This window comes from Gracilibacillus oryzae (assembly GCF_009498735.1).
Taxonomy (GTDB): Bacteria; Bacillota; Bacilli; order Bacillales; family Amphibacillaceae; genus Gracilibacillus; species Gracilibacillus oryzae.
In genome coordinates this window covers 233,449-248,122 of sequence record NZ_ML762428.1, presented here as the reverse complement: position 1 = coordinate 248,122, position 14,674 = coordinate 233,449, and the positions used below count along the sequence as shown (strand labels likewise).

Genomic DNA, 14,674 nt, shown 5'->3' with positions numbered 1-14,674 from the left:
TGAAAGTGGTTCATTGTATAACACTCCGCCTACATATGGTATTTATATGGCGAAGCTTGTGTTTGAATGGATCAAAGAATTAGGCGGAATCAAAGCAATTCAAAAACGTAATGAAGAAAAAGCTGATTTATTATATAACTATATCGCACATTCTGATTTCTATGCATCACCAGTAGCGGAAGACAGCCGTTCCATTATGAATATTCCATTTATCATCCCTGGACAAGATTTAGATGCACAGTTTGTGAAAGAAGCAAAAGAAGCAAAAGAAGCGGGCTTAGAGACATTGAAAGGACATCGCTCTGTTGGCGGTATGCGTGCAAGTATCTATAATGCAATGCCAGTAGAAGGTGTAGAAGCTCTAGTAGATTTTATGAAGAAATTTGAAGAAGAGCATAAGTAAAAGACAGAACAGGAAGCAGTTTGCTTCCTGTTTTTAAATTACAGTCTTATACCTCTTTTTCTATTCCTGCAACCCCAAATCCCCCGGACCCTGCATGTGTCGAAATCATTGCCCCTGCTTGAATCCAGTTAATACTTTCAAATCCGTTCTCCTTCGCCATGTCTGTCAGCTTCTCTTTAATACTTTCATCTAAACCAATCGAATAGATCAAATATAGCTGTTTTTTATCAAGATTGTATTGATTCAGGTATTCCTTCATAAGTTTTTCTGTAACAACAGTCATTTTGCCGCGGTATTTTTTGGTGGAAACAAGTTTTCCATCAACTAATTCTATACAAGGCTTTACTTTTAATAAGGCCCCTCCCAGATAGGCAAGATTACTGACTCTTCCGCCAGCTTTCAAAAATTCCAAACTGCCGGGAACAAAAGCCAGCCTGGTTTTTGGTATGATGGCTTGAATTCTTTCCACAAGAACTTCTGGGTAAATCGCAGGCTCCTGTTCTAACAAGTTCGCAGCATAAATCACGATGGCAGCAAGTCCGCCGGTAACATTCAATGCATCAATTAAAAAAATGTTACTCATTTCTTCTACTGCAATCAAGGCATTCTGGAAGGAGGAAGAAGCTTTCGATGTATAGCCAATATGGATGATAACACTATCAGGGTGGTCAGTTTTTATCTCCTTAAAGAATTTCTCGTATTCGTGAACATTGGTAGCTGTAGTGGAAGGTGTTTTTCTTGTCTGCTCATAGTATTCATAGATCTTTTCTACAGGCAACGAACCATCTAAGTAATCTGTCCCACCCATAATAACGTGCATGGGAACAACCTGAACCGCATATTTTTCCGCAACCGCTTTCGGTAAATCTGCTCCACTTTCTGTTGTTAAGATAATTTCCCTCACTGGATTGCCACCTTTCTATACTTTACTCAACTATACCTTACTACAGGATAATTTCCAGCGATTTATCATAGCGAAATTCATCCTTTATAGGTTATCGATTCTGCCCGGAACATGCATGGGCATTTTTGTTAAGGTTTTGTTATACTATGTTAGTTATAATTGCATATGACAATAAAGCAGTTCGTAACCATCCTGCTTTATCAAAACTAGGGAGGAAATACGATGTCTGAAAATTATTATTTACCAAGGTCTGGACCAATGCCAAGACCCGCAAGTGTAGAAGAAGGAAGAAATGTATTAAAACAAGAAGCATTTGATGCACCGAATGTACAGAACATTACATTTCGTGCATTAGAGTTTACTGCGGTTTGTCCGAAAACAGGTCAGCCTGATTTCGGGAAAGTGGAAATTTCCTATACACCGCGTCATAAATGTATTGAATCTAAATAAATGAAGTTCTATTTATGGTCATTCCGTGATCATGGAGCTTTCTGTGAATCATTAGCGGCACAAATTGCTGATGATATCATGTGGGCAATAGAAGCTGCCAGTGTAAAAGTGACTGTTTTCCAGACAGCGCGAGGCGGTATTGAGTTGACAACAGAAGCAATCAGAGAATATCAGGCATAACGTAAACGAGCACTTAGATTGATCACTAAGTGCTCGTTTCCCTATTGCTGGCTTTCTTCTTTCGTTGGACCCATAATCCCTGGTACCGGCAAACCTGCCTGACGCAGTAGAACCGTCATTTGTCCGCGATGGTGGGTTTGATGATCAATTAATGTCCGTAAAAGAGACCCTCGTGGTATTTTGGCGCCGAAGCTGTCCACTTCCTCACTTAAATCTTCATCCGTCAGTTTTCCTGCCTTTGCCCGAATGTCTTCTGCAATATTTTTATATGCTTCGACAATAACTGAAGCAGTTTGCGGGATATGTTCAGGATCACTTGACTTCACATCAAGTCCAACCATTCCAGCAAAAAAGCCTGGAGCTGTAGCCAGATGCCAGCCTAACCAGCCAAGTGTACTGTGTCCTGGCACAATTGCCTGCCCCAATTTGTCATCTGTAATGGATTCTAATACTTTTATTGTTCCTTCTGCACTGCTGTCCCAGTCATAGATAAAGTCTGATACCTTACGATACATAATGCCCAGCTCCTTATAAATTTGTTTACACAATTAACATAACAAATAACGATTAAGATTTCATCAATAAGTATACAAAATAACTCCCGCCTATTAGCGAAACAACCAAGCCAACTGGAATTTCAGACGGAGATAATATATTTCTACCAATAGTATCTGCAACAATTAACAAGAGAGCACCTAATAATGCTGTTGTCGGTAAAGAATAACGATGGCCGACACCGACTAATTTTCGAGCTAAATGCGGTGTAACGAGCCCGAGAAAGGCGATGGCACCACCTACAGCTACACTTGCACCGGCCAATGCAACCGCTGCAAGAAGTAAGATCATTCGCTCTTTTTCCACAGCTGCCCCTAATCCTTGAGCAGTCTCGTCTCCAAGGTTTAATGCATCAAGCGTGCTTGCTTTGTATAATGTGAAGGGAACAAGAATAAGAATCCATGGAAGTAATGCCAGTGTGTAACTCCAGTTTGTGCTGGCGATATTTCCAGAAAGCCAGATGGTCGCCTGTGTGAAATTATCAGGATCCATCCGCAATTGAAAGACAATAATTAACGCAGAAAATGCAGCATTAATACCAATACCAACTAATATTAACCTTATTGGTGTGACCCCGTTTTTCCAAGAAATACTGTAGATCAGAAATGCGGCAAGCACCGCCCCTGCCAGCGCCGTTAAAGGCAGGACAAATACTGCTGATACAGGGCTGTTCTGAGTCAGATAAAGGAATAAAACCACAGCAAAACCTGCTCCACTGTTAATGCCCAGTATGCCGGGATCTGCCAGTTCATTATGGGTGACTCCCTGCAATATAGCCCCAGAAATCGCCATTGCAGCACCAATTAATATGGCAATGACAATCCTCGGTAAGCGAAAATCGAATAATATTAACTGATTTTGGTCCGTGCCATTACCAATAAGAGTTTGAAAGACATCAACAGGCGAGATCCGCATTGTTCCCATGTTTAAACTAATAAGAAGGGTAATAATGATTGCTGTAAATAATCCCAGTATCACAAACATTGCTTTTCTTTTTTGTGTCTTCATTATAGTCCTCTCCCTTCTTTTCTGGCTAAATAGAGGAAGAATGGCACACCAACTAATGCTGTGACTGTTCCAACAGGTGTCTCGAATGGCGGGTTGATCATTCTGGAGGCAGTGTCAGCCAACACTAATAAAAGCGCTCCAAGAACGGCTGCCGTTGGAATAATCCAGCGGTAGTTCACCCCGACAAGAAATCTTGTAATATGTGGAATGACAAGTCCGATAAAACCAATTGTACCTGCTACAGAAACGGCTGCACCAGTTAAGATCAATACAACAATTATTGCAATAACTTTTACTAAAACAGTCTGCTGGCCAAGCCCTTTCGCAACATCATCCCCAAGGTTTAATACGGTAATCGATTTTGCAAGAAAAAGGGAGATGATTAAACCAATGATCGTAACAGGTGCAAGCAACTGAACATGAACCCATTGCACACTGGCAACTCCGCCTGCATACCAGAAGCTTAAGTCTTTTGCAATATTGAAATGGATCGTAAAAGCGGAAGATAATGCACTTAACATCGTTGTTACAGCGGTACCTGCTAATGCCAGTTTTACCGGAGTCAGGCCGCTTTTCGAGATAGTGCCGACACCGAAGACAATGCCTGCACCTAAACCAGCCCCGACAAATGCAGATAACATCATCATAATGCTGGATGGTTGAGGATTAATTGCCAATGCTATAGCCATTGTGAAGCCAGCCCCTGCTGTAACGCCCATAATGGAAGGTGAAGCTAAAGCGTTTCTTGTCATCCCTTGCATGATTGCACCGGAAACAGCCAGTGCTGCCCCAATTAAAGCTGCTGCCAGCCCGCGGGGGATCCGCAAGTTACGAATCACCTGATGAGCAGACTGTGTTGGGTCAAATTGTGTCACGCTATGCCATATTGTTTGTAGATTTATATCCGCTGCACCGTATAAAACGGACAAGGCAATGGACAGAATAAGGACAACCGTACCAAGGATCAGTATCATACTGGCAACGAATGGCCTGGATTTATCTGAATTTTTTTGTTTTGCACTATGTACAGCCATCTTATTACTCCTTTGAGAAATGAGAACTATTCTCGAAATAGTATAAATTATTTCTGCGTAAATTGACAGTATTTCAATTGGTATAATAGTTGTAAATGATAATGAAAATTGTTATCATCAATTTTAGATTAAACTTTTACTGTACTTAGGAGGATACACAGAATGAATAATACATTGAATAAATGGCTTATCTTTACAGCTCTCTTGTCATTACTGCTTCTGGCAGCTTGTGGAACGAATCAGGAGAATGAATCAAATGACGAGTCAACAACAGATACAGAAACTTCGGAAGGAGCAGATTCTGAAGGGGAAGCTGCTGAAGGTGAAGCAAGAACGTTAACAGATGCAATGGGAAATGAAGTGACCATTCCGGCAAATCCGGAGCGGGTGATCGCTTCTTACTTAGAGGATTATTTAGTAGCCCTTGATATCACACCTGTCGCGCAATGGTCTGTAAGAGATGGATCAGATGTTCAAGACTATTTGCAGGATTCCCTGGCAGATGTACCAACAATTCCTAGTGAACTTCCATATGAAGCTGTAATGGAACATAATCCTGATCTGATTATTATGGATTCAGCTGCAATGGTGGAGGGTGATAAGTATCAGCAATATAACAAAATTGCACCAACCTATGTAATTGGAGCGGAAGAAAATAATGACTGGCGTGCTGAGTTTGAAGAAATGGGCAAGATTTTCGGAATGGAAGAGAAGGCAGAACAAGTATTAGCAGATTATGAGACAAAAGCAACAGATGCAAAAGAACAAATTCAGGCAGCCATAGGTGATGAATCAGTTGCCGCATTATGGTTATTTGCAGATACGTTCTACATAGTTAGTGAGAACTTGTCCAGTGGTGACTTACTGTATAATGACTTAGGCTTAACTGCACCAGAAGTGGTAAAAGAAATTTCTGCCGAAACAACAGCTAACTGGTCAGAAATCTCACTCGAGAAATTAGCACAATTAGAAGCTGAGCATATTTTCTTAATTAATCAAAGTGAAGGTTCTTCCGTACTAGAAGATCCAATTTGGCAAAACATCCCTGCAGTCAAGAATGGCAATGTGTATGAATATGGTCAGGGTGCAAGCTGGCTGTATACAGGACCAATCGCAAACAGTCAAATGATTGACGATGCATTGGAAAGCTTAGTTGAATAATTATAAAAAACCAGTGAAGAGAATATGATTTTCTTCACTGGTTTTTTTATTCAAAAAGCCATTTCTGCAGGGACATTCTCACGGACATTTACTTTGTACTGAATGCGATTGCTCAGATCTACTAAACTAAGGAAATACCCGTGATTCGCTCCGGTATCAATGCCGATCTTATCTGAATTCACCCATATACTGCCGAGATTGGCGCCAAGTCGATAGGTAGGCGTATGCCCGAAAATGATTACTTTGTTTAAAGAGGTAAAATGATGTTGGTGAAAAGACTCGCGTATGTTCATCATATCATCAGCTGTCTGTTCTGAGACAGGTATACCGGGACGCAGCCCTGCATGAACGAAAAGATAGGAATTATGCTCATAAAAATAAGGTAGCTCTGAGAAAAATCTGCTCCAGTTTGCATATGCCGGGTCATTTATACCTTTTTGGTCTACTAGCCTTTGTTCATGATTGCCTTTCAACGCGATGGCACCATTATTCACTAAATCTTTCACATATTGAATAGTTTTACTGTTGTGTGCCCCATTGCCAGTATAATCTCCCAATAAGATTAACAGGTCCTGTTTATTGTTGTAATGTGCAGCATGCAATAGGGAATGCAAAGCATCAGCATGCCCATGAATATCTGAGATAGCTAGTATTCGTGTCAATATAACCCCTTCTTCCATTTATCTCTTTTTATTCTTTACTGAAAATAAGTGTATCCTCTGGTTGAAATAGAAGGGTAACAGCTGTTCCGCTGGCAATAGGAGAAGCATGCAAGACATGAAGAATACCTCCACTTGTTTCTATATTTAATCTCCACTTTTTTCCTTCATAAACGGAGTACATTACTTTTCCATCAACAGTGTTCACACCTGTATTTGCTGCTTTTCCTTGTACGACTTTAATTTCTTCTGAGTCGATAATTATGGTAACATTGTTTGTTTGCAGCAGGTCTCCAAAGCCAATAATGGTATTATCACCAACCATAACGGTATATCTTCCAGCATCTTCTATCTTATTTATTATGCCGTCTAAGCGGTTATTTAAACCCAGCAGTCCTGCTACCCAGAGTGATGCAGGATTCTCTCTGACCTGTTCAGGCGTATCGAACTGTTCAATCTTCCCATCTCTTAATACAAGAATCCGGTCTGCTAACGCATATGCTTCAAGCGGATCATGAGTCACGTGTAAAACAGTAGTTCTCAAGCGTCTTAATAGATAGGAAAGTTCATTTCTCATTTCATGTCTTAGCTGCATATCTAAATTAGATAATGGCTCATCTAGAAGTAAAAGGGCAGGCTCTGTTGCCAAAGCACGGGCAATTGCCACCCGCTGTTGCTGACCGCCGGATAATTGTGCAGGATACTTCTCTTCAAGTCCCTCTAAATGAAGGAGTGTAAACAAGGAAGAGGCCAGTTCTTCTTTCTCTTTTCTACTTTTTTCATTTTTCCTCATTCCATAGAACACATTTTTTCTCACATCCATATGCGGCCATAAAGCATAATCCTGGAACACCATGTTGATTGGCCGTTTCTCAGGTGGAAGGAGATAGGAAGAATCTGAGATTGTCTGATTTTCTAAAATGATCTTCCCCTGATCAGGTTGTTGCAATCCAGCTATTAATTGAAGCAGGGTTGATTTTCCACAGCCAGATGGTCCAAGGATACTAATAATTTCCCCTGAATCGATAGAGAATGAAACATTATTCAGTGCAAAAAACTCTTTATAATTCTTCGATATGTTCTGAACCTGTAATGACATGCTCTTTCATCTCTCCTTTTGATGTCTGTTTCCTGTTAAACCATTTTTCGATCATCCAGCGTAATCCCATAATAACAAGCACGACAAATGTGCCACTAAAGATGGTTGCCGCTGTTGCATAACCATATTCCAGGTCATCAAAAGCCTGATTAATAGCAACAGGCAATGTCATAAAACCAGGTGGAAACAATATGGTTGAAACAGCGAGATCAAACACACTTGTCCCGAAAGCAGTTAAGCCAGCAGTTAGTAATGATGCTCTTATTAATGGTATCAATATAGTTAAGATACGTTCCTTAAAGGAAGCGCCTTGAAGGGCAGCTGCAGACAGCAGACTTTGTGGGATTTTTGTCATGGAACTGATCATTAATCTTGCCGCAATTGGGATTGCCCCCGCTACACTGGCTAAAATTAAAATCCAAGGCGTACCATAAAGCTGTAATCCCAGCGGTTCAAGCCATGGTTGATTCCAGACAAATATATAACCAATCCCGAGTACGACGCCAGGTACAGCTAAGGATATGATCGAAAGGGAATCAACTAACGGGCTTAACCGGAAATTTGTGAAAATGAGAACATATCCGATGAAAAAGCCAATAATCATACCAATTACTGCGGCTATTCCAGCGATTAGCAATGAATTTGATAACCCTTCAAGCATTGTGGAATCCAATTGAAATAGTATTCTGTAATGTTCTAGAGTGAAATTGCCGATCGAAATACCGTTCCCAATGGTTTTCATAAATGATACGAGAAGATTACTGCCAATGGGAATCCCTAACGCAATTAACAGGAAACCTATATTTACCAAAGTATAAAGAAAACTGTACCGACTCTTTTTCGCCACTTGGCGTTCAGCACGTTCATTCATAAAATCAAATTTCCCTTTTTTGAGTACCCACATTTGAAACAGCATGGCAATAAAAATAATTCCGACTAAATATAAAGAGAGAACCCCAGCCATATCGAAACGGATAGGTGCTGTATATAAAGCGGTATAGATGGAATATGGAAGGGTTGGAAAGCTGTAAACAGCAGCTAGTGATGCTGGTAAGCCAAAGTCTCCAATTGTATCCATGAAAATAAGTGCAGCGCCGGACAAAAATGCAGGGATCAGTAATGGTGTATGTATCGTCCAGAATGTTGTCCAATTGGAGGCACCGCATAATCTTGCAGCCTCCCCGTATCTTTTCACATTCCATTCAAGTGCTGCCGTAACTGCAAGATAAGTATAAGAGAATTTACACAATGTCATAATCATAATCAAGCCAAACGGTTGGAATACAAGATCTGTTATCCATGTTACCGAAAATAATTGATTTGCAATCCCTTTTCCACTGGCGAATAATATCCAGCCTTGGGCAAGAATAAATGATGGTAAGATTAAAAGTGCCCATGCAGCAAAATCAAGCGCAACAGCCGTTTTGAAAGACCTTGAAGATCGGAGAATTGCCAATGCTCCGCCTAAGATTGTTCCTAATATTGCTGTACCTGTTGCAAGGGTTAATGAATTAATCAGCGAAACAGACCATAGCTTTCTTTCGAAAATTTGAAAAAGTATTTCCCAACCGGCGAATTGGTTATCACCAAAGAACAGGCCAGGGAAGAAAATTTGCATTAAAACAGCCATCAGCGGGACAAGTATTAAGATAGTTAATACAATGGTGACAATCCAACCGCTTATACTGTTTGGTGATAAATATCTGTGCATAAAGGCTTTCATTTAAAGACCTCCTTTCTGGAAATCGAAAAGCTTAGCGTTTTTACAGCTAAGCTATTCTTTAGGGGAAATTTTCACAGCACTAAAGTCTGGAACATCCACTGATCAAAGTCTCACTTTATTCTACTGATTGATCAGCGAACCACTCTTTCACTTCTGCTTCGTTTTCTGCAGCCAATGCAGCATCAGAGATTAACAGCTTCGCATTTTCCGGTCTGTCAGCTAAGTCTTCTACACCAGTAACAGTAGGGCTGAAGTATCCTTCTGAACCTGCTGCAACCATTTCCGTTTGTGTCTCTTTTTCTAATAAGAAATTAATAAATTCTTTGGCTATTTCTACTTTCTCTGATTCTTTATTAATACCTAAATACCTTACAGAAGCGGGAGCGCCCTCTTCCGGCCAGACTACTTCAATCGGTTCTCCCTTTGCCTTTAAACCATAAGCATTTGATTCTTGTAATGCGGCCGCTTGAATATCTCCATTTAATAATGCTTCTGCAATGTTAGGATTTTTAGGATACACTTTCGCACCATTTGCAAAAAGGTCAGTGAAATATTGTTTTCCACCATCCATGCCTAAATCTTCAAAGAACCAGGAAACAAATGGATAAGCTGGAGCAGCAACTGCAGGATCTGCCATGCCGACAAGATTTTCTAAGTTCGCATTTGTTAAGTCATTCCATGATTTTGGGGCATCTGCTGCTGAGATTTCATTTGTGTTATAAACAATCACACTTGCAGCATGTGCACCTGTAGCGACATAACTCTTGGATTCTGGTAATAGTGATTTGCCTAATTCATTTAAGTTTGCCAGATTGTCTACATCAAGATCATTTAATAGGACTCCTTCATTATCCCACCTGGCAAAAGCAGCTTGTCCATCCATCCAGACAACATCCCAATTTGGATTTCCTTTTTCTGCTTCAATTCGTGACTGAACTTCAGCGCCATTTCCGCTTACAATCTCAATATCATGTCCTGTAGCTTCTTCGAATAAGGGCTCAATCATTTCATCAAAATCATTCAAATAGACAACTAATGGCTCTTCAGAAGCTTCTGTATTTGCATCTGCCTCTCCTTGAGAACAGCCTCCAACAGCAAGTAATGTCACACCTAATGCGAGGGTTAAAATCTTTTTCTTCATTTTTATCTTCCTCCTTGTTTTATCTATTTCCTAGCATAGCAAGGATTAATTGACCTACTGTTAATAGAATGTAAAGGGGTGGTAAAGAAATACTAAATATTTTTAATTAGTATATAGATTTTATCTATATTGTTTTAAGCTAGTGATGGAGGAGTGTGGTTAGGTTGAATCATCAACAGTTAAAGATATTCGTATTAACGGCACAATTAGGGAAGTTAGTAAAAGTAGCAGAATTGCTGGATTTAAAGCAGCCAACAGTGACGTTCCATCTCAATCGATTACAGGAAACGCTCGGTGTACAGCTGTTTAACAAAACAAAATCACAACAATGGATTTTAACAGATGCAGGAAGTGCATTTTACCATTATGCCAACCAGATTGTTCAGTTAACGAAGGAAGCAGAAATGCTGATGAAAGAGTATGAAGGTTTAAACAGGGGAAAAGTTCATCTTGGTGCGAGTTATACGCCAGCTTCTTATATTCTTCCATTCCATTTAGCAGAATTCCAAAAAGAACACAGTAATGTGCATGTTTCCTTAATGGTAAAGAAAGCACCATCAATTCTAGAACGGGTAAAAAATTATGAGTTAGATTTAGGGGTAATGGCATATGGCCAGCTGCATGAATCGGAATTAAATGTGATTCCGGTTATGGAAGACGAGCTGGTAATTATTATGCATCCAGACCATCCACTGTCGCAGTTAGAGACATTAACGATATCAGAGCTTGATAGGTATTCTTTTATTCTTCATGAAAAAAAAGCAGTGAGCCGTATTTTAACAGATAAGTGGGCGGTAGAAAACAGGGCAAAATTGAAGGTAACAATGGAGATTGGTTCGATTCAGACAATCAAAGAAGCGATTGCTTCCAATATCGGACTATCGATCGTACCAAGATTAACAGTTAATCGAGAGATAAAAGAAGGGAAACTTCTAGCGAAAGCATTACCTAACTATGAAAATGAAAGGCACATCTATATTATTCACCGTAAAAATCAATTGTTTACACCATTAATGGAAAAGTTTAAGAAATTTCTCGTTTCTTCCTTAGAAATGCAGTATTCAAAATCAGTACAGTAGTTTATTAAGCAATGGGGATATAAAAATAATCCCCATTGCGTCTTAAATCAGCCAGTAAGCAATGAATATACCGACAGCTCCAAACACAATAGAATAGAGTAAATTATAAAAAGTGATCAGATAAGGACTCTGTCTTAAACTCATCGAAATAATAGTCACAACAAGGCCGTATGTTCCTACAGGTACAGTTGATACGCCGGCAGTAACCAAAATAACAGCTAAGCTCATCGGACTTAATATGTCGATTAACATTGGACTAATCCCGCCAACTATCCCCATTGTTGCAACTGGATGGACCCCAAACATGCTTAAAATCATAAACAATAACTGAATCATAATCAAAATCAATATAGGATAATCAGCCACCAAAAGAACGGGTTCCTGGATCATCAATAAAGCAGGTGATTCATTCAGGCAGCCTGTGAAAAACGCCATAGTAACAAACAAAACAATAAAGTTATGCATATTGTTCACACTATTTCTCCACTTATTCCATCCGATTGTACAGAAGCTCTTCCACCGTTTAATGAAAAACGCCCACAATGCGGCAAATGGGACCACTAAAATGGTAACAATAAAGATAAATTCCATGTTAAATAGATTACCTGACAGGATGACCAATGCGAGAAATGAGATTAAAGCAATAATTAGTTGAATGAGTTTTGCTCGAATATGATTACTTTTTCTTTTAACTTCACTCTCACTTTTTTGTGGATAGGAAATCTTCCCGAAATAATACCTGCCCCACATGCTATCAACTAAGTACATAAAAATAGTGATAAGAATCATCCATGGTAACAATTCTCCATAACTGACTCCAGTGATAAAAATAGACATTGCTAATAATACCTCTAATGGACTCCATGGCAATGCCAATGAATAACCACGCAATGTTGTCATCATAATAAACTTGTTGGCAGCTTTCTTCTCAATTGGTTTTAAATTATCTGTCAAGACATCGTGGGCAATGGTAGCTGATGATACATTTAAGAAAGCGGTCAGTGACATCATCGCAGCAGTGCTTCTTTGATAAAGGGAACCAAGGTTTTTCACATTCCCCCTCAGTAAATTTTGTAATAATTTATCGAATCGACCTGCAGTTACAACACTGTTCATCCATGGCAGTACAGCAAGAAGTGTAAGCAATGATAAATTATTGGCAAGCATTGGAACAACATCGGAAATATTCAAATCTGTTGTGAAGAAAAAAATAAGTCCCGCTGCCGAAAACACTGTTCCTAAAATCTTAAATAAATTTGATGCATAACCAATGCTTAAAACGAGCATGAGGAATGCTAAGATTCCTAATACATATTGTAAGGAATCACTTGGTAATAACACGTTAGCAATATGCAGTAAGAAAACAATGGTGAAAAAAATGTAACTGTACTTCAAGCCTAACCCTTCTTTCTTTGCCGATACATCTATGATAGCAGATTTTTTCAAAAGAATACATGAAAGTAAGTGATCGGAATTGACTGAAATTAACCATATTTGAGCGAAAATGATTGACATTGATTGAAAATGGTTGTAAAATCTGTGGAAGCGATTAAAAGAAGTCGAGGGTTATGGAAATGCTTACATTGGAACGGCAGGAAGTTATTTTATCTTTGTTAAAGGAAAAAGAGATTGTTTCTGTACATCAAATGTGTAAGATGACAGGAGCTTCTGAATCAACTATTCGCCGCGATTTAACCGAATTAGAGAACCAGCAGCTAATTAAAAGAGTTCATGGCGGGGCATCCCTTTTAAAAAAGAAAAGAGAAGAGCCAACAATACTCGAAAAAACGACACAGAATCAACGTGAAAAAGAACTGATTGCAAAACAAGCTGCTTCATTTGTTGAAGATGGAGATTCCATCTATATTGATGCAGGAACATCGACACTCCAAATGATACCGCATTTAGCAGATAAATCTGTAGTAGTTGTTACAAATGGGATACCACATGTGCAGCTATTAATTGAATATGAAATAGAAACATATGTAATCGCAGGAAAAGCGAAAAAAGGTACAGCAGCCTTAATTGGCACCAAGGCTGTAGAAACCATCAAAGAATACCGCTTTGATAAGTGCTTTCTCGGGATTAATGGAGTTCATTCCTTGCAAGGATTGACAACACCTGATCCGGAAGAAGCGGATGTGAAACAGGCTGCGATGAGGCAATCACAGACTTGCTATGTGCTCGCTGATCCAACTAAGTTTGGTGAAGTCTCTTTTGCTAATGTAGCGGATATTGATGCTGCCACCATCATAACGACAGATGGTATCTCGGCCGAGCAACAAGAAAACATCACAGGAATTACTACTTTGGAGGTGATCACACAATGATTTATACTGTTACATTAAATCCAGCAGTAGACTATGTTGTACAAGTTGAAAATTTTGAGCAAGATACAATAAACAGAAGTAAATCGGATTATAAAGAAGCTGGCGGAAAAGGCATTAACGTATCACGAGTTCTGGACCGCTTTGGTGGGACATCAACAGCACTCGGGTTTGTTGGTGGTTTTACCGGTAAATTTATCACCGATTATTTAACAGAAGTTAACATACCGCATAATTTTGTATCCTTGGAAGAAGATACAAGAATCAATGTTAAATTAAAGTCAGGCAGTGAGGAAACAGAGGTTAATGGTAAGTCACCATTGATTTCAGAGCAAGCTTACAACCAATTTATCGAGAAACTACAAGGGCTTTCCCAAGGAGATATGGTTGTTTTAGCAGGAAGTTTGCCAAGCTCCCTTCCACAGAACACTTATCAGACATTAACAACAATGTTAAACAAGCAGGGGATATCCGTAATTCTGGATACAAGTGGTGCTGCATTGAAGGAAGCAATAAAAGCAGGTCCAGCTTTTATTAAGCCGAATAATCACGAATTAGCAGACCTTTTCGGAGAAGAAGTCAACACAGATGAAGATATTATCATGCTTGCAAAACGCCTGCATCAAGAGAATAAGATTGATCATGTCCTTGTTTCCATGGCGAAAGAAGGAGCAATTTATGTTGGCGCATCTGGTGTGTTTAAGCTAAGTGCACCAGTAGGCAAGGCTATTAACTCTGTAGGCGCAGGAGACTCTGCTGTAGCAGGATTTATTTATAAGTGGCAAGAAACAAAAAATGCAGAAGAATCAGCAAAATACGCTGTTGCTTCAGGCAGTGCCACAGCTTTTTCCAAAACTTTATGTACAAAAGAAGAAGCAGAAAACTTACTAAAAGAAGTAGAGATTACAAAATTATAAACAGAACGAAGCAAAAGCTCTAAGTGTAGCATTA

General features: G+C 39.4%; 14 protein-coding genes and 1 pseudogene. 6 read left to right on the top strand and 9 right to left on the bottom strand.

Going from position 1 to position 14,674, the window contains the following annotated elements; translation table 11 throughout:
- Positions 1-403 (top strand): aminotransferase class V-fold PLP-dependent enzyme (locus F9U64_RS22935; protein ID WP_228275643.1); only part of this gene is annotated, 403 nt, incomplete at its 5' end.
- A 46-nt stretch (positions 404-449) separates the two neighbouring features.
- Here the strand turns inward: F9U64_RS22935 and F9U64_RS09270 are convergent.
- Complete coding sequence (locus F9U64_RS09270) at positions 450-1,307, bottom strand: DegV family protein (protein WP_153402727.1); 858 nt, start codon at positions 1,305-1,307, stop codon at positions 450-452.
- Positions 1,308-1,529: 222 nt separating this feature from the next.
- On the opposite strand from F9U64_RS09270, the pseudogene queF reads away from it, so the two are divergent.
- Positions 1,530-1,937, top strand: a pseudogene (gene queF, locus F9U64_RS09265) (preQ(1) synthase).
- Positions 1,938-1,978: 41 nt separating this feature from the next.
- Here queF and F9U64_RS09260 read toward each other — a convergent pair.
- From F9U64_RS09260 to F9U64_RS09250, 3 genes are read right to left on the bottom strand one after another with little or no spacing between them, the layout of a single operon-like run.
- Positions 1,979-2,452: a DinB family protein gene (locus F9U64_RS09260; protein ID WP_153402726.1), complete on the bottom strand. Its 474-nt coding sequence runs from the start codon at positions 2,450-2,452 to the stop codon at positions 1,979-1,981.
- A gap of 52 nt (positions 2,453-2,504) precedes the next feature.
- Positions 2,505-3,500, bottom strand: a complete 996-nt coding sequence (locus F9U64_RS09255; RefSeq protein WP_153402725.1) for a FecCD family ABC transporter permease — start codon at positions 3,498-3,500, stop codon at positions 2,505-2,507.
- Positions 3,500-4,555: a FecCD family ABC transporter permease gene (locus F9U64_RS09250; RefSeq protein WP_407647308.1), complete on the bottom strand. Its 1,056-nt coding sequence runs from the start codon at positions 4,553-4,555 to the stop codon at positions 3,500-3,502. The genes F9U64_RS09255 and F9U64_RS09250 overlap by 1 nt, the downstream gene beginning before the upstream one ends.
- A gap of 141 nt (positions 4,556-4,696) precedes the next feature.
- On the opposite strand from F9U64_RS09250, the gene F9U64_RS09245 reads away from it, so the two are divergent.
- Complete coding sequence (locus F9U64_RS09245; RefSeq protein WP_153402723.1) at positions 4,697-5,695, top strand: iron-hydroxamate ABC transporter substrate-binding protein; 999 nt, start codon at positions 4,697-4,699, stop codon at positions 5,693-5,695.
- A 50-nt stretch (positions 5,696-5,745) separates the two neighbouring features.
- Here the strand turns inward: F9U64_RS09245 and F9U64_RS09240 are convergent, their stop codons facing one another.
- From F9U64_RS09240 to F9U64_RS09225, 4 genes are all read right to left on the bottom strand, one after another.
- Positions 5,746-6,357 (bottom strand): metallophosphoesterase, encoded by a 612-nt coding sequence (locus F9U64_RS09240; RefSeq protein WP_194287321.1) that lies wholly within the window; start codon positions 6,355-6,357, stop codon positions 5,746-5,748.
- A gap of 28 nt (positions 6,358-6,385) precedes the next feature.
- Complete coding sequence (locus F9U64_RS09235; RefSeq protein ID WP_153402721.1) at positions 6,386-7,453, bottom strand: ABC transporter ATP-binding protein; 1,068 nt, start codon at positions 7,451-7,453, stop codon at positions 6,386-6,388.
- Entirely contained in the window at positions 7,416-9,176 is a 1,761-nt protein-coding gene (locus F9U64_RS09230) for an ABC transporter permease (protein WP_228275642.1), read from the bottom strand. Before F9U64_RS09230 ends, F9U64_RS09235 begins: the two co-directional genes overlap by 38 nt.
- Before the next feature lie 115 nt (positions 9,177-9,291).
- A complete protein-coding gene (locus F9U64_RS09225; protein ID WP_153402720.1) occupies positions 9,292-10,317 on the bottom strand; it encodes an extracellular solute-binding protein in 1,026 nt (341 codons plus the stop codon).
- A 164-nt stretch (positions 10,318-10,481) separates the two neighbouring features.
- Between F9U64_RS09225 and F9U64_RS09220 the strand changes: the two genes are divergently transcribed.
- A complete protein-coding gene (locus tag F9U64_RS09220) occupies positions 10,482-11,396 on the top strand; it encodes a LysR family transcriptional regulator (RefSeq protein WP_194287320.1) in 915 nt (304 codons plus the stop codon).
- 42 nt (positions 11,397-11,438) lie between these two features.
- Here F9U64_RS09220 and F9U64_RS09215 read toward each other — a convergent pair whose 3' ends face one another.
- Complete coding sequence (locus F9U64_RS09215; RefSeq protein WP_153402718.1) at positions 11,439-12,791, bottom strand: hypothetical protein; 1,353 nt, start codon at positions 12,789-12,791, stop codon at positions 11,439-11,441.
- Between the two features lie 179 nt (positions 12,792-12,970).
- On the opposite strand from F9U64_RS09215, the gene F9U64_RS09210 reads away from it, so the two are divergent.
- Positions 12,971-13,726 (top strand): DeoR/GlpR family DNA-binding transcription regulator, encoded by a 756-nt coding sequence (locus tag F9U64_RS09210; protein ID WP_153402745.1) that lies wholly within the window; start codon positions 12,971-12,973, stop codon positions 13,724-13,726.
- A complete protein-coding gene (gene pfkB / locus F9U64_RS09205; RefSeq protein WP_153402717.1) occupies positions 13,723-14,640 on the top strand; it encodes a 1-phosphofructokinase in 918 nt (305 codons plus the stop codon). The genes F9U64_RS09210 and pfkB overlap by 4 nt, the downstream gene beginning before the upstream one ends.
- Positions 14,641-14,674 lie beyond the last annotated feature (34 nt).